The organism is Paraglaciecola sp., assembly GCF_039942875.1.
Lineage (GTDB): Bacteria > Pseudomonadota > Gammaproteobacteria > Enterobacterales > Alteromonadaceae > Paraglaciecola.
The window spans coordinates 21,136-41,756 of sequence record NZ_JBDVBQ010000024.1; the positions used below are offsets into that span (position 1 = coordinate 21,136).

The window sequence follows — 20,621 nt, forward strand, 5'->3', positions numbered from 1 at the left end:
TTGTTTATTCCCCTTCAGTTTCAATTAGTGGGTTTGACTGAGGAGATTGGCCAAGATGTTCGATAACAATATGTTCAGGAAATGTTCGCTCTTCAAAATAATTATCCATCATTTTCCGTGCTATAGGGGCGGCTTGCGCGCCACCATGACCAGCATTTTCAAGCACGACAGACATAACGATTTCTGGATTGTCATAAGGGGCATAGCCTACATACATAGCATTATCATGGTTTTTCTTAGATAACTTGGTGGCATCATATTTTTCATCTTGAGCGATAGATACTAACTGGGCTGTACCTGTTTTACCTGCAGATATGTAATGGGCCCCTTTAAATGCATTTCTGGCTGAACCTTGTCTATTTACTGTGCCGTACATTGCATCTAGTACAACATCCCAGTTATATTCATTCTTGATGTCGATAGGTCGCCGCTCTTTTATCGCGTTCAGGACTATCTCACCTTGATTTATTTCACCACGAATAACCTGAGGAATGATGCGTTTTCCTTTGTTTACAAGAGTCGTAATAGCCTGGGTAAGTTGCACAGGAGTGGTAGTCCAGTAGCTTTGTCCAATACCTATATTTATTGTGTCTCCAATATACCAAGGCCGATTATACAGCGCTTTTATTATACCTCGGCTGGGCATAATCCCATCAGCTTCTTCATGAAGATCTATTCCAGTGTAGTCTCCAAATCCAAATTCACTCATGCTTCCGCTAATGCGGTCTATTCCTAACTTGTATGCCATATCATAAAAATAAATGTCACATGAAACTTCAATTGCTTTTGTGACATTCACTAATCCATGTCCCCAAGGATTATGATCTCGCCATACTCGTGCGACGTTCTTTAATTGATATTTTCCATAATCATTGATTTGGGTTTCTGGCGTTATCACCTTAGCCTCTAACCCAGCTAAAGCAAGTAGGGGTTTGACCGTGGATGCGGGAGGATATTGACCTTGTGTTGCACGGTTAAATAAAGGCCTATCTGACTTGAGTAATTTTTTGTAATTTTTACTACTGATTCCATGAACAAACAAGTTGGGGTCATAACTTGGGCTACTATAAAGCGCTAAAATGCCTCCATCTGTGGGATCCATGGCGACTATGGAGCCTCTCTCTCCCGCAAAGGCTTTTTCTGCTGCTAATTGTAATTCCACATCTATGTTCAACACTATATCTTGTCCTGGGACTGGTGGATTAAAGTCAAGTGTGCGGATTACTCTACCTTGGTTATTTACTTCAACTTCTTGGTATCCCACTTCTCCATGTAATAGTTCTTCATGGTATTTCTCGATACCTCGTTTACCTACGTCATAGGTTGCTGCGTAGTTAGCTTCAAAACCAGCTTCACTTAACTTTTGTAAGTCTTGCTTGTTAATTTTTGCAACATACCCTAAAACATGGGTTAGGGCACTGCCATAGGGGTAGTATCTTGCCAAGCGAGCTTCAATTGAAACTCCTGGATATAAGTGTTGTTTTGCTGAGAATATTGCTACTTCTTCAGGAGTGAGTCGGTTTATTAGGGTTACAGGTTTAAATCGCCTGATCCGTTTCATATCCGCATGAAAGTCAGCTATGCCGTCATCGTCTATTTTAAGTAAAACGCTTAATCTAGCTAAGGTTAAATTGAGGTTTTTGGTTTCCTCAGGAATAACTTGCAAACTAAATACTGGACGATTTTCAGCTAGAAGTACGCCATTTCTGTCGTAAATTAAGCCTCTGTTGGGAGCAACAGGAAGTACCTTAATTCGGTTTCCATTTGAGCGAGTTTGATAGTCCTCGTAACTACTAATTTGTAAGTAATACAAGTTGGTTAACACCATAGCAATCATAGCAAAGACCACTAATAATCCTATTAGTGAACGCCAAGCAAACAAGTTAGCTTCAGCTGTATGGTCTTTTATCAGAATTCGCTTGGAAGGCAAGATTACTCTCTATGATAAGGATGATTGTTATTTATTGACCAAGCCCTGTATAAACTTTCTGCCACGATAACTCGAACCAAAGGGTGTGGTAGTGTAAGACTAGATAAAGACCACTTTTGTTCCGCAATTTTTATACATTCTGGGGCTAACCCTTCAGGGCCTCCAATTAATAGACTCACATCTCTGCCGTCCATCTGCCAACTTTGCATTGTTTTTGCTAATTTTGGGGTGTCCCAAGGTGTGCCATTAACTTCAAGAGTTACAACTCTATTGCCTTTGGGTATAGCAGCTAAGGTAAGTTCGCCTTCTTTTTGAAGAATACGTTTGATGTCGGCATTTTTGCCACGTTTACCTGCTGCAATCTCAGTTAACTGAAGAGGCATATCGGCAGGGAATCTGCGGCTATACTCGGTATAACCTTGCTCTACCCAGGCAGGCATCTTCATACCCACTGCAATCATTTGGATCCGCACGACTACTAACTCCCTTTGTTAGCTCCAGAGCTTTTCCAATTGGTAAAAGTCTCTAGCATCGTCCTGCATAACATGGAGTATAACATCACCAAGGTCGACTAATACCCAATCGCCAGTTTCTTTACCTTCTACACTTAGGGGAGCAAGACCTGCCTGTTTAGCTTCGACAATAACGTTTTCTGCGATAGACACGACATGACGTTTTGAGTTGCCTGAACATATCAACATGGTTTCCGTGACAGAAGATTTTTCTGCAACATCTAGGTCGATAAAATCTCTCGCTTTTAGATCTTCCGCTTTTGCAATGACAAAGGCTTTAAGTTGTTCGTGATCCAATGAGTTTCCTTAAGGTTTATAAGTTAATGGTAGTTTCATTCGCCTATAGTTTATCAGAGTTTACTACCTTGCTGATAGAGCTTATGTTGCCGCAAGTATTGATTAACGCTAGTTGGGACTAGCTTTTCTACAGACTGGTTAGTAGTTAACATTCTTCTGATGGCACTCGACGATATATTTAATGGGGATGTCTTTGCCATATATATATGACCAGCAAGGGTTTTGTGCAGGTTAATAGGGTCTTTAACTTGCCTTTTCTGTAACAAATTATTAAGCATTATTTGATTCTTTGCAGAGTCAGCCTGTTTATTCACCGCTTCGCTATTTCGTGTGCAAACTATAAAATGGCACATTTCAAATAGGTTTTGCCAACTATTCCACTGAAAAATGTTGAGTAAGGAGTCTGTGCCAATGAAAAAGCATAAAGGTGTATTGGGGAATGTGGCTCTTAATTCACTTAAAGTATCTAGGCTATAAGTTGGTTTATTACGATTAATATCCAATGGCTCTGGATAAAAGATGGGATAATCTTTGCATACTTCTTTGACCATTTTTAATCTTTGTTGACTCGACGCAGTCGCCGCATTTTTATGGCTAGGAACAAAGCATGGGGTTAGTGCAATTTTATTAATACTAGTAATTTTTGCGGCTTCAAGGGTGGGAAATATATGCCCGTTATGAATAGGGTCGAAGGTACCACCAAATATTCCTAAAGGTGCTTCCAGTTGTTTTCCACATTTAGCCATAGGTTATTCTATGCCATAGTCTAATGGTAAATTTTCTAGGGAGTAAGGCATAAACATCATACATAAGTGGCACAATTCTATGTAAGGGCGTACCACTTGAGTTTGTTTTATTGCTACATCAAATGCAGCTAATTTTGTTTGTAATAAGGCCATGTGATCGAGGGATAAACGCTGCATGGCTGATTGGTATAAAGATTGTCTGCTTTTCCAAATACGATATTGATTCCAATTAATATTTTTACCTTGCTGTTTATCAAAAAGGATATTTTGCAGCGTTTGCCATTCTCGGGTTAATGCCCAAGCAACTATAGTAGGCTCTACCCCTTCACTTTCTAAGCGATACAACATTTTAATGGTTTTCTTAGGATCACCAGAAAGTAAAACATCTACTAGGTGAAATACGGTGAAGCGAGACTGGTCAACCACCGCATCACTAACCTGTTCAAAGGTAGGTGCTCCATTAGGGTAAAGTAATTTTAGTTTTTCAATTTCTTGTGTCGCAGCAAGTAAATTACCTTCACAACACTCTACTAATAATTGAGAAACCTGAGGGCTTGCTTGCAGGCCGCTATCAAGCATTTTCTTACCAATCCACTGATGTAGGGCATTACCTTCTAATGGATAGCTTGGAACATAGACTCCATGCTTATCTATTGCTTTGAACCATTTGGTATTTTGAACACCCTTATCAATTTTACCGCCATGAATTACCAACAATACATCTGGGTTTATATTGTCGGTTAGGGAAGTAAGGACTTTGCTACCTTCGGCACCTGGTTTACCTGTGGGTAATTCAAGCTCAATGATTTGTCTACTAGAAAACAATGACAAGGTTTGAGTGGCTTCAATTAAGGTATCCCAACTAAATTGATTATCTGCAACTAGGGACTGGCGCTCATCAAATCCTTGAGCGAGTGCCGCTTTTCTTAGTTGCTCAAGGCATTCTAATTTTTGTTGGGGCTCTTCACCAAATATCAGATAAAAAGGCTTTAGGTGGCTAGTATCTGTTAAATTAAAACGATTAGGATAAACTTGCATTAGCTATGATTTACTTGCTGCCAGCTAGTGTAAGAGCTAGCCAATTGGCTGATAATGCGTAAAGCGGCGGCTTGGCGCATTTCTTTTTGAATCAGGTCTAATTCTCTAGATTTAGCCAAAACCGCATCGGGGTCGTCTTGATATTCACGGGTTATATCGAATTCAATCACTTGAGGATCTTTATCTGGCAGTTGGATCAAATATTTAATGGTATAGACCAATTCGTATTCGGCCACTTGCCCCGTTGAGAACAATGATAATAGTCGTCTCTCTAGTTGATCTGACTTCAGGTATACTCTAGCATCGATATTATCATTAGAAATGTTCGCTTTTAGAGCGTTATCGAAGACTTCAATATCAAAGCCTTCTAACTGTTTGCGCAAAACCCTATATAAAGGAGTGTTTTTTTGCTCAGCGGTTAACTCAAGTTGCTTTATCTCTGAAGGTAAGTTGTAGTCGCCACGCAACTTAAATCCACAGCTAGATAAAAACAATGTCATTAAAGCTGATAATACTAAACCTTTCCCTAATATAAGTTTCATCACGGTTAGTTTGCTACCACATTGAGTAATCTACCTGGAACATAAATAACTTTGTGAATAGTTTTACCCTCGGTATGTTGTTGTACATTAGTTTCTGCTAAACCTAATGCTTCTACTTGTTCTTTTGTAGCATCGGCAGGCACAGTGATTTTAGCTCTAACTTTTCCATTTACTTGTACAATAACGAGTTTTTCGTCTTCAACCATTGCTGCGGCATCTGCGACGGGCCAAGGTGCTGTTTCTACTCCTTCACTATGACCTAAGTCTTTCCACATAACATGACAGATATGCGGTGCAATTGGTGCAAGCAAAAGCACTAGAGTGTCTATTCCTTCACGCAAAACAGCTAAGTCTTGGGTATTGTCTTGAGGCGCTTTTTGTAAATGGTTAAGAAGTTCCATAGTGGCCGCAATAGCAGTGTTAAAAGTCTGACGACGACCCACATCGTCAGTTACTTTTTCTATGGTCTTATGAATCACGCGTCTTAGCTTTTTCTGGTCATTTGATAAGTTTGCTTTATCTAGTGGTGCAATATCGCCAGCGTCTACGTTTTCTTGTACTAGCGTCCAAAGGCGTTTTACAAACCTGTGTGCACCTTCTACTCCTGAATCAACCCATTCTAAAGTTTGCTCTGGTGGCGCTGCAAACATGGTAAATACACGGATAGTATCTGCTCCGTACAAATCGATAACTTGCTGTGGGTCGATGCCATTATTTTTAGACTTCGACATTTTAGTCATGCCGCCATGTACAACTTCTTTGCCATCAGCTTTAAGCACAGATTTAATAATGCGGCCTTTATCATCTTTTTCGCTATCAACATCGGCCGGTGAGTACCAAGTCTGTTTACCAGCTGCATCTTCTCGATAAAAAGAATCCGCTAAAACCATACCTTGGCATAATAAGCGTTTGTATGGCTCATCTGACTCAACTAATCCTTCATCACGCATTAATTTATGGAAAAAACGTGAGTAAAGTAGATGTAAAATGGCGTGCTCGATACCGCCAACATATTGATCGACAGGTAACCAATAGTTAGCTTGCTCTGGATCTAACATGGCTTGATCATTTTGTGCGCTACAATAGCGAGCATAATACCAAGATGATTCCATAAAGGTATCAAAGGTATCAGTTTCACGCAGTGCGGCTTCGCCATTAAACTCAGTTTTTGCCCATTCTGGGTCGGCTTTGATGGGGGAGACTACCCCGTCCATTTGCACGTCTTCAGGCAACTCAACAGGAAGCTGTTCGCTTGGTACAGGCACAGATTCACCGTTCTCTAGATTTAACATAGGGATTGGGCTGCCCCAATAACGTTGGCGAGAAACGCCCCAGTCTCTCAAGCGATAATTAACTTTCTTTTTGCCTTTATTCTCAGTGCTAAGTAATTCAGCTATTTTGTCGAAAGCATCTAGAGAAGTTAACCCATTGAATTCAGCTGAATTGATCAAAGTACCTTTCTCGGTAATGGCAGCTTTATCTAAATCATCATCACCTTGTGAGGCAATGACCTGTTTAATATTGAGGTGGTACTTAGTGGCAAACTCCCAATCACGCTGATCATGAGCAGGAACGGCCATAACCGCACCAGATCCGTATCCCATTAATACAAAATTGGCTACCCAAACAGGTACTTTGTCGCCAGTAAGTGGATGAATTGCGTAATAGCCTGTGGCACAGCCTTTCTTTTCCATGGTAGCTAGTTCTGCTTCTGCTACCTTGGTATTTTTGCATTCATCAACAAAAGCAGCCAATTCACTGTTTGATTTTGCCGCTTCTAATGCAATAGGATGTTGTGCAGCAACTGCTACATAAGTCACACCGTAAAGAGTGTCTGGACGAGTGGTATACACATCAAAGTTTGCTTGGCCAGCAACAGCTTGTTCTAGTTCAAAGGTAATTTCTACACCTTCAGAACGACCAATCCAGTTTTTCTGCATGGCACGAACCTGTTCTGGCCATTCTTCAAGCTGTTCTAAGTCAGTGACTAGCTCTTCTGCATAATCTGTGATTTTAATAAACCATTGCGGAATTTCTTTTTGCTCAACTACTGCGCCTGAACGCCAGCCTCGGCCGTCGATAACCTGTTCATTGGCAAGCACGGTGTGATCAACTGGATCCCAGTTTACGGTAGCGTTCTTCTTGTAAACTAAGCCTTTTTCAAATAGGCGCGTAAAAAACCACTGTTCCCAACGGTAATATTCTTTCTTACAAGTCGCGACTTCGCGATCCCAGTCATAACCAAAACCTAATGTTTTAAGTTGGGTTTTCATGTAATCGATGTTGGAGTATGTCCATTTAGCTGGGGCAGTATTGTGATTGATTGCGGCGTTTTCAGCGGGTAGCCCGAAAGCATCCCAGCCCATTGGCTGCAATACATTTTTACCTAACATTCGTTGATAACGACTAATTACGTCACCAATTGTGTAGTTACGAACATGACCCATATGTAACCTACCGCTGGGGTAAGGGAACATTGACAGACAATAGAACTTCTCCTTATCTGCTTGCTCTGTGGCTTTAAATGTTTCTTGGGTTTCCCAATAGGCTTGAACCTCTTTTTCGATGATTTGAGGTTGATACTGTTTTTCGGCCATTAAAAAGTTCCGTGTCGCTGGGTCAGTCAGGTCAAATGACCTACGTATGATTATTGAAAAATTAGCTCGTTAGAATACCTTAGCGACTTAGTGAGTAACAATAGCAAAACCCTTATTAATGGAGCTATTTAATAACTTTTTATTGTTATTAGGAATAATGGCATTTAACTGCTGATATTTTACACTAACTTTACTTTGATTAAATGGCGAACGCGTAATTGCTTTATTGCTGGAAAGGGCTAAAACCTAGTTATAAAGTGATTTTTGTTTAATTATCAACCAGTAAATAACGTAACTTCACGTATCCGTTTGACAGCTTGTTAATTACGGGTTTCACTACTTGGTAATTATCTATTTAGTCGGCGCCTTATTTTTATATGCAAAGTAACCACGCGTTAACACTTCAGCAATTAACTGCCAAGCCTAGCAGAAGGCTAATCAATCAGGCGCTCAAAGACGAAAGCGCTTTAAGTTCAACATTTATTGGACAGGGTAGGGCTCGAGAGGCTCTGTCTTTTGGACTGGGAATTGATGCTAGAGGCTACAACTTATATGTGATGGGAGAACAAGCCACGGGGCGTTTCACCTTAGTTCATGAGTTTATTGATAAATATGTGAGTAAAACTTCTACCCCAGATGATTGGTGTTACATCAATAATTTTGAGGATGAGAGAGAGCCCTATGCTTTAAAATTACCAGCTGGCGAAAGTAAAAAACTCGCAAAAGATTTAGGACATTTGATTGATGAACTGTTAGATACCTTTCCCGCTGCTTTCGATAACCCCGGATATCAACGTAAAAAAGCCGCTATTACACGAGAGTTTGACCAAGGATACGACAAAGCGATTGCTGATGTTGAGCAAGAAGCTCAAAAACAGGGTATTGCCATGTATGAAGAGGCTGGGGCGATTACCTTTTCTCCAATCATTGATGGCAAACCCATTACCGATGCAGATTTTGCAAAAGTTTCAGAACAAGAACGGCAAACCTTTTACGGTCTAATTGATGTGTTAGAAGATACCCTAAGTGAAGCGTTGATTGAGTTGCCTAAGTGGAAACGTGCTACTGCCGAGCGTCTTAGAGCGTTGAAAAAAGAAACTGCAGAACAAGGCATTAAACCTTTATTGAAGGATTTAGAACACCAATACACTGCAGACTTAGGAATATTAAAATTTCTACGGCAGCTCAAGCCACACTTAGTAGAAACCGTAGTCGAAGTGTTAGCGGACGATAAAAAAGATGACAAGCATGATGAATATGACAAACGTTCTATTTTAGAAGAGCAATATTTACCCAATATTTTGGTTTCTCATACTATTAACAGTGGTTCTCCTGTGGTGTATGAACCTAACCCTACCCATCAAAACTTGTTTGGGAGAATGGAATACACCAATGTTCAAGGCTCTGTTTTTACTAATTATCGTATGATCCGTCCTGGCGCAATGCATAAAGCCAACGGTGGTTATTTATTGTTAGACGTGGATAAGCTGATAGATCAACCTTACGTTTGGGAAACGTTAAAATTAGTTTTGAAATTTGGGCGATTGAAAATGGACTTACCTCAGCATGACGTGGGTATGGTGAACTCGATTACTTTGAACCCTCAACAAATACCTATTGACGTTAAAGTGGTGTTGTTGGGCTCTAGAGACTTGTACTACACACTTCAAGATTACGACGATGAATTTTATGAATTGTTTAGGGTATTAGTTGATTTTGATCATGAAATTCCTTTAGACAAAAAGACCCTATTTGATTTTGTTGGCCGAGTGAGGAGTCAAGTAGTCAGCTTAGGGCTAGAGAGTATTTCAGCTAAAGCTATGTATAGATTGGTAGAATACAGTTTACGTTTGGCTGAACATCAACAACGTTTGTCTGCTCGCTTTTCTGATGTGATTGAATTGCTCCATGAAGCAGATTTTTTTTGCAAGAAACAGCTTAGTCAAGAGTTAGACGTTGGCCATATCGAGGCTGCACTGGCAGCTAAAACCCAGAGAACTGGGCGAGTAAGTGAGGCTGTTCTTGACGATATTAAACAGGGACAAATACTTATTGCCACTGAAGGTCTAGATGTAGGTAAAGTTAATGGCTTAACCGTACTTGAAGTGGGCGATAGTATGTTTGGAACACCGGCGCGTATTACTTCTACTGTTTATGCTGGGGCAAATGGTGTAGTAGACATTGAGCGAGAGGTAGAATTAGGTCAGCCAATTCACTCTAAAGGTGTGATGTTATTGACAGGTTATCTAGGTTACAAGTACGCGCAGCTATTCCCTTTAACCTTATCTGCCAATATTGCCATTGAACAATCCTATGGACATATCGATGGAGACAGCGCTTCGTTAGCTGAACTAGTAGCACTTATCTCTGCACTAACTAGCATCCCCGTACGTCAGGATTTTGCTATAACGGGGTCAATAAATCAGTATGGCCAGGTTCAATCTGTGGGTGGTGTAAATGAAAAAATTGAAGGTTTTTTCAAGCTATGTGAACACAGAGGCTTAACGGGTACTCAAGGCGTGATTATTCCTAAATCTAACCATGTTAATTTAATGCTAGACAAAAAAGTTTTGGCGGCAGTTAAAGCCCAGAAGTTTCATGTTTATGTAGTTGAAACTGTAGATGAAGCCTTGGCGTTATTAATGGACAAAGAAGTAGGAGAGTTAAATAGTAGGGGGCGTTACCCTAAAGCTTCTATTAATTATATGGCAGTGACTAGCTTACTTAATATCGCCAATATTGTGGCAGGCGCTGACGACGAATAGTTCATGTAATCCGATAAACTCATAGCTCCTAGGAGAGTTAGCAGTAATTGTAGGGTTGTTAATATTAAAAAAGGTTAAGAAAAAATTTATGCAAATTACAAAAGGCACAGTGGTGCAATTTCTATATCGAATTAAAGATACTGAAGGCAAAGAGTTGGAATCTAATTTTGATCAAGAAGCTATCGCTTACCTACATGGTTACAACAACATGATGGTAGGTGTAGAAAAATCATTAGAGTCTATGAAAAAAGGCGATGAGATTGAAGTTGTACTAGAAGCGGCGGAGACCTATGGTGACCTTCAACCTGATAGTGAGCAAAGAATATCTATTAAACATTTAATGAGCGCAGATAAAAAGCCAAAATGGAAAGCGGGCATGACGGCGGTTGTTAATACTGAGCAGGGACAACGCGAAGTTACTATCGTGAAAGTAGGTAAGTTTATGGTTACCATCGACATCAATCACCCTTATGCAGGTAAAACCTTACAGTTTGAGCTAAAAGTTGTAGATGTTAGGGCCGCAACAGATGAAGAGATTGAGCATGGACATGCCCATGGAGTTGGTGGACATCATCACTAACGATGACTGTTTATGTCTTTGAAATAAAAATCGGTAGGTGATTAATTAACCTTGTTTAAATTAATCACCATCTGTAGATACTAAAAAGCGTCTATTTTCTTGGCAATTCAATTTTCTTTTCGTCACTTGGTTTGTATATGACTAAAGTATGTCCTATTGCCTGTACTTTAACGGCTCCAGCTTCTCTTACGATAGCATCCATAATGAGGGACTTTTCTTCTTTGTCATCAGTAGGAACTTTTACTTTAATCAACTCGTGATGATTAATCGCTCCTTCGATTTCGGCCATTACGCCCTCTGTTAAGCCATTGTTGCCTAATTGCACTATAGGTTTTAGAGAGTGTGCTAAGCCTTTTAAATACTGCTTTTGTTTGTTCGATAAGGTCATTGGTATTAATTCTTACAAATTTATTCAAGATGAATGGTTGAAAAGCGCTATTCTAGCGCCATCTCACTGTTATTCCTAATTTGAATGTAGTTCTCAGTAAGGAAAAAATAATTTACACTCAAATAGCTTACTAAATTTAACTATTGGGCCAGCAAATTGGGTGGATTAAAGGTAAGTAAGAGCTGCCCGACCTAAGTTTTACATATAGTAGGAGTTTAGACTGGCAGTTGAACAAAAGTGACTTTATTTTCGTACAGGTATCTATGTCCAAGTCGATATTAAGGACGACATCATTTTATAGGTGATGGTTGGGGGTTAACTTATAATAGTGAATCACAACGCTGGCTTACAGATAACTTTATCTGCTAGCAGCATGATATAAATTATAGTAGTCTGCTGGTATACAGGTTAGACAAAACAAAATCGTAATTTTAGAGGTTATATAACTTGAGCGACATGGCAAAAAATTTAATTTTATGGCTGGTTATAGCTGTTGTATTGATGTCAGTTTTCCAAAATTTTTCATCAAATGATTCCAAAGTGGTTTCGACAGACTACACGCATTTTCTCAAAGACGTCAGTAATGGAGTAGTGAGTAGTGCCACCATCGATAGAACCACCGGAGAAATAAAGGGTGTTAAACGAAATGGTGAGGCTTTTACCACTATCATTCCATATACAGACTTAGCCTTAATGGACCAATTGATCGAAAACAACGTTGCTGTATTCGGTAAAGAGCCGGAAGAGTCCTCGTTATTAACTTCAATTTTTATCTCATGGTTCCCTATGCTTCTATTGATTGGGGTATGGATATTCTTCATGCGTCAAATGCAAGGTGGCGGTGGTAAAGGTGCAATGTCATTTGGTAAAAGCAAAGCCCGGTTGCTGGGTGAAGACCAAATTAAAACTACATTTGCTGATGTAGCAGGCTGTGATGAAGCTAAAGAAGACGTAAGCGAATTAGTCGACTTTCTAAGAGATCCAAGCAAGTTTCAAAAGCTTGGCGGAAAAATCCCAAGGGGAGTGTTGATGGTTGGCCCTCCAGGTACGGGTAAAACATTGTTAGCGAAAGCCATTGCTGGTGAAGCTAAAGTACCTTTCTTTAGTATTTCAGGTTCAGATTTCGTGGAAATGTTTGTAGGTGTGGGTGCATCACGCGTAAGAGACATGTTTGACCAAGCTAAAAAATCAGCTCCTTGTATTATTTTTATCGATGAAATTGATGCTGTTGGTCGTAAACGTGGTGGTGGCCATGGTGGTGGTAATGATGAAAGAGAGCAAACATTAAACCAAATGTTGGTTGAAATGGATGGATTTGAAGGTACGGAAGGAATTATCGTTATCGCAGCGACTAACCGTCCTGATGTGCTTGATCCTGCATTACTAAGACCTGGTCGTTTTGACCGCCAAGTTATGGTTGGTTTACCAGATATTCGTGGTCGCGAACAAATTCTGAAGGTGCATATGCGCAAAGTACCTCTAGGTGACAATGTCGAAGCATCCCTTATTGCTCGTGGAACCCCCGGTTTTTCTGGTGCAGACCTAGCAAACTTAGTGAACGAAGCCGCATTATTTGCAGCTCGTACAGATAAACGTGTAGTAAGCATGGATGAGTTTGATAAAGCTAAAGACAAGATCATGATGGGCTCTGAGCGTAAGACCATGGTCATGTCTGAAGAAGAAAAAACCAATACTGCTTACCATGAAGCGGGTCATGCTATCGTGGGGCGCTTAGTCCCTAAACATGACCCTGTATATAAAGTATCTATTATTCCTAGAGGTCGAGCCTTAGGGGTAACCATGTATTTACCTGAACAAGATAAATACAGCTCGTCAAGAGAAGAGCTAGAGTCTCGTATTGCGACACTTTTTGGTGGGCGTATTGCAGAAGAAATTACATTAGGCGCAGCCGGTGTAACGACTGGTGCATCGAATGATATTGAACGCGCTACTGACATCGCACGTAAAATGGTAACCCAATGGGGACTTTCTCCTAAAATGGGACCAATCAATTACAAAGACGATGATAATGAAGCATTTATGGGGGCTGCTCCTTCTTCAATGTCAGCTGAAACTTCTCGTGATATTGATGCCGAAATCAGGTTGTTAATTGATAGAAATTACGCTCTTGCTGAAACTTTATTGAAAGACAATATGGATATTTTAGAAGCGATGAAAGATGCGTTAATGAAGTATGAAACCATTGATGCAAAACAAATCGATGATTTAATGGATCGTAAAGAAGTACGTTTGCCGGCAGATTGGGTGCGTGATGGAAAAACCGATGACTCAGACAAGCCTTCTGGTGGCGCAACTGTTGCTCCAGAAGATAAGAAAGAGGAATCGAAGCCGGAATCTCCCAAACCTAATGTTGGCAAACCAGGTGACGCTACACATTAATCTACAATAACTAGAAAAACGCTTTGTTGCCGGTGCAGCAAGGCGTTTTTTTGTAAGTAAAGCTTCATTCTTTTAAAGAGACAAATTTTTCTATGCAGTTTAAAGATAAATTTTTAGATTTATCACAACCCCGTGTAATGGGGATCCTCAATGTAACGCCTGATTCCTTTTCAGATGGAGGCAGTTTTAATGGTTTAGATAACGCCTTAAAGCAAACCGAGTTAATGTTAGGTGAAGGTGCGGATTTCATTGATATCGGTGGAGAATCTACTAGGCCGGGTGCAAATGAGGTGACCTTGCAGCAAGAGCTTGACAGAGTGTTGCCAGTGATCGAAGCCATTAATGAACGCTTTGATACCCTTGTCTCTATTGATACGAGTAAGGCAAAGGTTATGACTGAAGCTGTAACTGCCGGAGCTGGACTCATTAATGATGTGAGGGCTTTGCAAGAGGGGACGGCCTTAGAAGCCGCTGCGAAGGCAAATGTTCCGGTGTGCTTGATGCATATGCAAGGGCAACCTAGAAAAATGCAACAAAATCCCAAATATAATAACGTTGTTGATGACGTTTTGGCATTTTTAAAGGATCGTATACGCGCATGCCAAAAAATTGGGATCAATCAAGAAAAGATTATAGTTGATCCTGGATTTGGTTTTGGAAAATCGCTGGAGCACAATTATCAACTTTTAGCCGAGTTGGCCGCGTTTAAAACGTTACATGTTCCCTTACTTGTCGGTATGTCTAGAAAATCTATGTTGGGACATTTATTACAAAGAGATGTCAATCAAAGGTTGGCTGGTGGGGTTGCAGTAGCCACTATGGCATTAGAGCAAGGTGCGAAAATTATTCGAGTGCATGATGTAAAAGAGACAGTCGATGCTGTTAAAGTAGTAACCGCAATTAACGCTTATAGGAATATTTAGAATGGGCGAAAGAAAGTATTTTGGTACAGATGGTATCCGTGGGAAAGTGGGTGAGAGTTCGATAAACCCTGAATTCGTTATGAAGTTAGGCTGGGCTGCTGGAAAAGTGCTAGCAAGTACAGGTACTAATAAAGTGTTAATTGGCAAAGATACTCGTATTTCAGGATATATGCTTGAGTCTGCATTAGAAGCTGGCTTGTCTGCAGCAGGTATTAATATAGGGTTATTAGGGCCAATGCCTACTCCTGCCATTGCGTACCTTACTAAAACCTTTCGTTCAGAAGCGGGCATTGTTATTAGCGCTTCTCACAACCCTTATTATGATAATGGTATTAAGTTTTTCTCCGCTGACGGCATGAAATTAGATGATGAGATCGAAACTGCCATTGAAGAGCAAATGGATAAACCTATGGAGTGTGTTGCCTCAGATAAATTAGGCAAGGCTATACGTATTGGCGATGCTGCGGGTCGATATATTGAATTTTGTAAAGGTAATTTTCCTTCAGACTTATCTTTGAAAGGCTTAAAAATAGTAGTGGACTGTGCTCATGGTGCAACTTATCACATTGCGCCAAATGTCCTGAGTGAGCTTGGTGCTGAAGTTATTGAAATAGGCACCAATCCAAATGGTTTAAATATAAACCGTGATGTTGGCGCAACCTCAATGGCGGCGATTACCAAATGCGTGCTTGAAAACAAAGCTGACTTAGGTTTTGCATTGGATGGCGATGGCGATCGCATTATGCTGGTTGATAACAAAGGTAATATTATCGACGGTGATCAAATCGTCTATATGATAGCTAGAGATACCCTTAAGTCAGGTCGTCTGAAAGGGGGCGTAGTAGGAACCGTAATGAGTAACCTAGGCCTAGAAGTCGCTTTGGCAACGTTAGGTGTGCCATTCGTACGAAGTGCAGTAGGCGATCGATATGTGATGGAACTACTGAAACAAAAAGGCTGGTCGATAGGTGGTGAAGGGTCTGGTCATGTCTTGAATTTAGCGGCAGCTTCAACAGGCGACGGGATTGTTGCTGGTTTGCAAATTTTGGCAGCAATGCTTAATGCCGATATGACACTTAATGAATTAAGTCGTGGCATGGTAAAATACCCTCAAACCTTAATTAATGTTAGATTTGAAGAAGGTAGTGCACCTTTAGAAGATGAGTATGTAAAAACATCGGTTGTCGACGCAGAAAATGCGCTTGGTGACAGAGGCAGAGTATTGCTGCGTAAAAGTGGCACTGAACCACTGATCCGTGTCATGGTGGAAGCTAACGATGCACAAGATTCAGCCTCATGGGCTAAACATATTGCCGAAGCTGTGCGTAAAGTGAGCAAATAGACCGTTATAATTCGTATAAATATATAAGTCTCTTGTATAATTTCATTGGGTTGGTTAATATCTCGCGCGCTTTTTTATTGGCGCAATAAGGAGCAAAAAGTGCAAATAAATAGTCGAAGATCTATGGTCGCTGGAAATTGGAAAATGAATGGCGATAAAGCACTTGTCAAGCAGATGGAAAAGCAGCTTGAACAGGCAAGTTTAGACAATATGGATGCGGTAATCTGTCCTCCATTCCCTTATTTAGGAATGTTTGCAGACAGTATTAAGCTAGGTGCTCAGAATATGAGCCAGTTTGATTCCGGCGCGCATACTGGAGAAGTTTCAGTATCAATGCTTAAGGAGTTTGGTTGTAGTTATATTATTATCGGCCATTCTGAACGTCGTGAAGATAACTTTGAGTCAAACGAGATAGTCGCTCAAAAAGTTGAAAAAGCATTAAATGCAGATTTAACACCTATTTTATGTTTTGGTGAGCCAGAAGATATTAGAGACGATGGTACTTTGTTTACCTATATTGCCACTCAGCTAGATGCAGTATTGAAACAAGTCGGTATTGCACAGTTTGCAAAGATAGTTTTAGCCTACGAGCCTATATGGGCTATAGGTACAGGCAAAACAGCTAGCCCTGAACAAGCCCAAGAAGTACATGCTTTTGTTCGAGGCCATTTAGCTAAATTAGATTCAGATATTGCTGCCAAAATTGTTATTTTATACGGTGGTAGTGTTAAGGGTAGTAACGCTGAGGAATTATTTTCTCAGGCAGATGTAGACGGTGGTTTGATTGGCGGGGCCAGTCTAAATCCAGAAGATTTTTTAAGTATTTGCCTAGCGGCAAATCAGTAGAGGCAGCACATGGATTTTTACGAGTTATTAGTTATTGTTTATTTAATTGTCGCAGTTATGTTGGTGGGCTTTGTCTTGATTCAACAAGGTAAAGGGGCTGACATGGGGGCGTCTTTTGGTAGTGGCGGCTCTAACACTGTTTTTGGTTCTGGTGGCTCTGGTAATTTCTTAACAAGAACTACTGCAATATTAGCGACTTTATTTTTTGTTATTAGCTTGATTCTAGGTAACCAAACTGCTGACAAAGAAAAAGGCCTAGGTGAGTGGGAAAACCTTGAAACTCCAGCAGTAGAGCAAACTATAGATTCTGATATTCCTGTAAGTGATGACGCTGTACAAACGATGCAAAATTCAGATGTACCTGTTGTTGAGTCGCCAATTACAGAAGACGACGTACCAAACTCTTAGTTCATAAAGTTTACGCGGATGTGGTGGAATTGGTAGACACGCAGCCTTGAGGGGGCTGTGGCTTAGGCCGTGGGAGTTCGAGTCTCCCCATCCGCACCATATATAAGTAAAGGCCTGTAGCGTTATTCGTTACAGGCCTTTGTTTTTTCTGCTGGTTTATTATAGTCGAAGTAACAATTTGACAAATGACACGGACTAGTTTGATAAACGGGCAATACACATCACTTAATGTCTGTTTATTTTCAGAGCTATATCCTCAAAGCCTCTTGTAACGAACATCAAGTATCTGACATTTTCCGCCAAACTTAATTGGTTTCCATATTTGCTAGTCTATATCGTTATCTTTATGAGGTTTAAATATGTGGGTTGCTATAATGGTGTTTACAGCTTAGAAATATGACATTGGTAAGCTGTAATGTTAACAAGGGCCTAGCGAAGATTCAGTTCTAAATGCATTTATAGAACTTAGGTAATTGCAATAAGAGTGGATAAAGGCCTGTTTAGACCTTATGTTTCATCATGCGCTCTTTGTCTCGAGCCCAATCTCTATCTTTAACTGAGTCACGTTTGTCGTGCTCATGTTTACCTTTACCTAGATATATTTCTAATTTAACCCAGTTGGCTTTCCAGTACATGGCTGTGGCAATTAGGGAGTAACCTTGGCGCTCGACCGAGCCAATAAGTTTATCTAGTTCACGTTGCTTCAATAACAGCTTGCGCTTACGTGTAGAATCACATACCACATGGCTAGATGCTTGGTTTAAAGGTTGAATGGTAGAGCCAATCAAGAAGGCTTCGCCTTTTTCAATTGTCACATAACTCTCGGAAATATTAATTTTACCTGAGCGGATACTTTTTACTTCCCAACCTTGTAAGGCCATGCCACATTCTAGCTTATCTTCAAGGTTATATTGATGACGTGCTTTTTTGTTCAGAGCGATAGTGTTGGTAGTGTTTTTTGACTTCTTTTTATTCATGGGGAGTATTATAGAGATTGTATTTTTAGGCACAACTAAAAAGATGACAAAGACTAATTCTAGGGCCTTAAGTATTAATAATGTTGCCCAATTATGCTAGGCTACAGCGGTTTTCAGCCATATAAGATTAGGAGTATTAATGGCGAATGTATCTCGCAGCGCATTGGTTAGCTATAGCGCTGAGTCGATGTTTGATTTGATCAATGATGTGCAACAATATCCAGAGTTTATTCCTGGGTGTGCAGATACAAAAGTATTGGAACAAAATACTGAGCAAATGCGTGCGTCATTGCTTATATCTAAGGCTGGGGTGAAACAGTGGTTTACCACTCAAAATGCTTTGAAGCGCGGCGAGTATATTAAAATGAATTTAGTCGACGGCCCTTTTTCTAGCTTAACAGGCGGTTGGACTATTCAAGCACTAAGTGATTCAGCATGTAAAATAGAACTGAATTTAGATTTTGCATTTTCTAGTCGTTTAGTTGAAATGGCTTTCGGTCGCATTTTTAATTCCATAGCTGCGAATATGGTGGTTGCTTTTACAGAGCGAGCTAAGCAAGTTTATGGGTAAAGATATGCAAGACACGACAATAACAATTGAAGTCGCTTATGGAACGCCTCAGAAGCAAGCCTTACTTGAGTTTGAAGTTGCACAAGGTGTGACAGTTGAGCAAGCTATTTTATCATCTGGCATTTTATCTCAATTTCCCGAAATTAAACTGAGTACCTCCAAAGTGGGTATCTGGAATCGTACGTGTAAAACATCAGATGTGCCAAAAGATGGCGATCGTATTGAAATTTATCGCCCACTCATTGCAGACCCGAAAGAAGTGCGTAGAAGACGGGCAGAAAAAGCTAAAGAAGAAGGTCGTGCAAATAAGGTTACGGGGGGAAGGGCATAATATAAATAATTAAGTAGGTTTCTCCTTCCTTTTTTGTTTCTCTCTAAAATGTGTACAAACCAAAAAAACTCGTCATTTGTGTTAAAGTTATGTAAGTTAAAGTTACAATTAAGCGAGCTATTACGTCTACTATCCCAAGTATCTCTATCGTGCCACCACGAAAAATAATGGCTAATAGTAAAGCCCGCATTGAAAGGTAATTCATGAGTAAATCTGTGTTATTGGCAAGACAACCAATATTTGATGGCAAATGTTATTTATATGCCCATGAGCTATTGTATCGTAGTGATATTCCTGACTCTCGCAGAGGTGTTTCAAAACCTTCAACACGAGAACTGCTTGTTAATGCTTGTACTACTTTACTAAGTAGTAATATGAACCTCGGTTTGCCTATGTTTGTAAATGTTGATGAAGAGTTTTTATTAGCAGATGATTTTTTCCCGATTGCCCCTCAAAACGTTACCTTTGAAATTCTAGAAGATGTTGAACCAACTGAACAAGTGCTTACACGCGTTCGTGATTTTAAACGTCAGGGGTTTAAGTTTGCATTAGACGACTATATTCTTGAGCAATCAAAAGAAGCCTATTTCAAATACCTAAGTGTTATAAAAATTGACGTGTTAAATGTCGATTTTAAAAGCTTAGATAAAGCTCTGCCTACTTTAAAGCAAACTGGGTGTTTGCTATTAGCTGAAAAAGTTGAAGACCAAAATATGTTTACTCAATGTATTGAAATGGGATTTGATTTATTTCAAGGCTATTTTTTAGAGCGCCCAAGTATCGTCAAAGGGAAAAAAATAGGAGCTAATCAATATGCAGTATTACATCTACTGTCCGAATTGAGTAGAGACGACATAGAAGTAGAAGAGGTTGCTGAGCTTATCTCCAGAGATGTGGGCTTAGTGCTTAAGATATTGGGTTTGATAAACTGTCCCCTTTATCAATTAGTTAGAGAAGTTACCTCAGTTAAAGACGCCGTTATTATTTTAGGGTTAGCCACTGTAAAGCAGTGGGCTATTATTTTGTCATTGGTTTCTGTTTCTACTGCACCCGCCGAATTATTCAGGAGTATATTGATAAGAGCTAAAACGTTATCCTTGTACTCTAGGGGCAGACCCTTTGAGCCATCTTCATGCTTTCTTTTAGGATTATTATCTGGCATCGAGGCGATATTCGAAATTGAAATGAAATTGATTCTTGAGCATCTAAAGTTAGATGAAAATATCAAAATAGCTTTGCTTTTCAAAAACAATGAGCTAGGTGAGTTACTTACATTCTCGATCGGTATGGAACGATTAGATAATGAGGTCCTGGATAATTTCAGCCAAAATGAAGTAACTGCATTAAACCGTTGTTATCAAGAGGCTTTAAAGTGGGCCGATGAAGTGATGAATTATATCGATTAGTCTTACATATCTTAAATTAAGC

Annotated in this window: 19 protein-coding genes and 1 tRNA gene; 11 read left to right on the forward strand and 9 right to left on the reverse strand. The window is 40.0% G+C overall.

From position 1 onward, the window contains the following. Positions 1 to 4 precede the first annotated feature (4 nt). The 7 genes from mrdA to leuS are packed head-to-tail and all read right to left on the reverse strand — an operon-like array spanning position 5 to position 7,662. A complete protein-coding gene (gene mrdA, locus ABJE44_RS06550) occupies positions 5 to 1,930 on the reverse strand; it encodes a penicillin-binding protein 2 (protein ID WP_348112268.1) in 1,926 nt (641 codons plus the stop codon). A 2-nt stretch (positions 1,931 to 1,932) separates the two neighbouring features. Next, complete coding sequence (rlmH, locus tag ABJE44_RS06555; protein WP_348112269.1) at positions 1,933 to 2,403, reverse strand: 23S rRNA (pseudouridine(1915)-N(3))-methyltransferase RlmH; 471 nt, start codon at positions 2,401 to 2,403, stop codon at positions 1,933 to 1,935. An 18-nt stretch (positions 2,404 to 2,421) separates the two neighbouring features. After that, positions 2,422 to 2,739 carry a ribosome silencing factor gene (gene rsfS / locus ABJE44_RS06560; protein WP_133470890.1) on the reverse strand — a complete coding sequence of 106 codons (318 nt, stop codon included), beginning with the start codon at positions 2,737 to 2,739 and terminating at the stop codon, positions 2,422 to 2,424. Between the two features lie 53 nt (positions 2,740 to 2,792). Beyond that, positions 2,793 to 3,485 (reverse strand): nicotinate-nucleotide adenylyltransferase, encoded by a 693-nt coding sequence (gene nadD / locus ABJE44_RS06565; RefSeq protein WP_348112270.1) that lies wholly within the window; start codon positions 3,483 to 3,485, stop codon positions 2,793 to 2,795. 3 nt (positions 3,486 to 3,488) lie between these two features. Further along, on the reverse strand, positions 3,489 to 4,523 hold the full coding sequence (gene holA, locus ABJE44_RS06570) for a DNA polymerase III subunit delta (RefSeq protein WP_348112271.1): 1,035 nt from the start codon (positions 4,521 to 4,523) through the stop codon (positions 3,489 to 3,491). Then, on the reverse strand, positions 4,523 to 5,065 hold the full coding sequence (lptE, locus tag ABJE44_RS06575; RefSeq protein WP_348112570.1) for an LPS assembly lipoprotein LptE: 543 nt from the start codon (positions 5,063 to 5,065) through the stop codon (positions 4,523 to 4,525). Before lptE ends, holA begins: the two co-directional genes overlap by 1 nt. Positions 5,066 to 5,070: 5 nt before the next feature. Next, positions 5,071 to 7,662 (reverse strand): leucine--tRNA ligase, encoded by a 2,592-nt coding sequence (leuS, locus tag ABJE44_RS06580; protein ID WP_348112272.1) that lies wholly within the window; start codon positions 7,660 to 7,662, stop codon positions 5,071 to 5,073. 377 nt (positions 7,663 to 8,039) lie between these two features. Here leuS and ABJE44_RS06585 point away from each other — a divergent pair, with 377 nt between their 5' ends. Together ABJE44_RS06585 and ABJE44_RS06590 are read left to right on the forward strand one after the other, a co-directional pair. After that, on the forward strand, positions 8,040 to 10,427 hold the full coding sequence (locus ABJE44_RS06585) for an AAA family ATPase (RefSeq protein ID WP_348112273.1): 2,388 nt from the start codon (positions 8,040 to 8,042) through the stop codon (positions 10,425 to 10,427). 88 nt (positions 10,428 to 10,515) lie between these two features. Then, positions 10,516 to 11,007, forward strand: a complete 492-nt coding sequence (locus ABJE44_RS06590) for an FKBP-type peptidyl-prolyl cis-trans isomerase (RefSeq protein ID WP_348112274.1) — start codon at positions 10,516 to 10,518, stop codon at positions 11,005 to 11,007. 91 nt (positions 11,008 to 11,098) lie between these two features. On the opposite strand, the gene yhbY is transcribed toward ABJE44_RS06590, so the two are convergent. Next, the gene (yhbY, locus tag ABJE44_RS06595; protein ID WP_348112275.1) at positions 11,099 to 11,395 is read right to left on the reverse strand and encodes a ribosome assembly RNA-binding protein YhbY; all 297 of its coding nucleotides are present in this window, start codon (positions 11,393 to 11,395) and stop codon (positions 11,099 to 11,101) included. 456 nt (positions 11,396 to 11,851) lie between these two features. Here yhbY and ftsH point away from each other — a divergent pair, with 456 nt between their 5' ends. The 6 genes from ftsH to ABJE44_RS06625 all read left to right on the forward strand — a co-directional run bounded on the left by ftsH (position 11,852) and on the right by ABJE44_RS06625 (position 17,413). Beyond that, positions 11,852 to 13,795, forward strand: a complete 1,944-nt coding sequence (gene ftsH / locus ABJE44_RS06600; RefSeq protein ID WP_348112276.1) for an ATP-dependent zinc metalloprotease FtsH — start codon at positions 11,852 to 11,854, stop codon at positions 13,793 to 13,795. 92 nt (positions 13,796 to 13,887) lie between these two features. Beyond that, on the forward strand, positions 13,888 to 14,718 hold the full coding sequence (gene folP, locus ABJE44_RS06605; RefSeq protein ID WP_348112277.1) for a dihydropteroate synthase: 831 nt from the start codon (positions 13,888 to 13,890) through the stop codon (positions 14,716 to 14,718). Position 14,719: 1 nt separating this feature from the next. Next, complete coding sequence (gene glmM / locus ABJE44_RS06610) at positions 14,720 to 16,060, forward strand: phosphoglucosamine mutase (RefSeq protein WP_348112278.1); 1,341 nt, start codon at positions 14,720 to 14,722, stop codon at positions 16,058 to 16,060. A gap of 99 nt (positions 16,061 to 16,159) precedes the next feature. Continuing rightward, complete coding sequence (gene tpiA, locus ABJE44_RS06615) at positions 16,160 to 16,906, forward strand: triose-phosphate isomerase (RefSeq protein WP_348112279.1); 747 nt, start codon at positions 16,160 to 16,162, stop codon at positions 16,904 to 16,906. A 9-nt stretch (positions 16,907 to 16,915) separates the two neighbouring features. After that, positions 16,916 to 17,314 carry a preprotein translocase subunit SecG gene (gene secG, locus ABJE44_RS06620; RefSeq protein ID WP_133470878.1) on the forward strand — a complete coding sequence of 133 codons (399 nt, stop codon included), beginning with the start codon at positions 16,916 to 16,918 and terminating at the stop codon, positions 17,312 to 17,314. Between the two features lie 14 nt (positions 17,315 to 17,328). Beyond that, a tRNA-Leu gene (locus ABJE44_RS06625) sits at positions 17,329 to 17,413 on the forward strand. A 401-nt stretch (positions 17,414 to 17,814) separates the two neighbouring features. Here the strand turns inward: ABJE44_RS06625 and smpB are convergent. Next, on the reverse strand, positions 17,815 to 18,291 hold the full coding sequence (smpB, locus tag ABJE44_RS06630) for an SsrA-binding protein SmpB (protein ID WP_133470877.1): 477 nt from the start codon (positions 18,289 to 18,291) through the stop codon (positions 17,815 to 17,817). A gap of 139 nt (positions 18,292 to 18,430) precedes the next feature. Between smpB and ABJE44_RS06635 the strand changes: the two genes are divergently transcribed. From ABJE44_RS06635 to ABJE44_RS06645, 3 genes are all read left to right on the forward strand, one after another. After that, positions 18,431 to 18,862 carry a type II toxin-antitoxin system RatA family toxin gene (locus ABJE44_RS06635; protein WP_348112280.1) on the forward strand — a complete coding sequence of 144 codons (432 nt, stop codon included), beginning with the start codon at positions 18,431 to 18,433 and terminating at the stop codon, positions 18,860 to 18,862. 4 nt (positions 18,863 to 18,866) lie between these two features. Beyond that, a complete protein-coding gene (locus ABJE44_RS06640; RefSeq protein WP_348112281.1) occupies positions 18,867 to 19,193 on the forward strand; it encodes an RnfH family protein in 327 nt (108 codons plus the stop codon). A 203-nt stretch (positions 19,194 to 19,396) separates the two neighbouring features. Next, on the forward strand, positions 19,397 to 20,599 hold the full coding sequence (locus tag ABJE44_RS06645) for an HDOD domain-containing protein (RefSeq protein ID WP_348112282.1): 1,203 nt from the start codon (positions 19,397 to 19,399) through the stop codon (positions 20,597 to 20,599). Positions 20,600 to 20,621 lie beyond the last annotated feature (22 nt).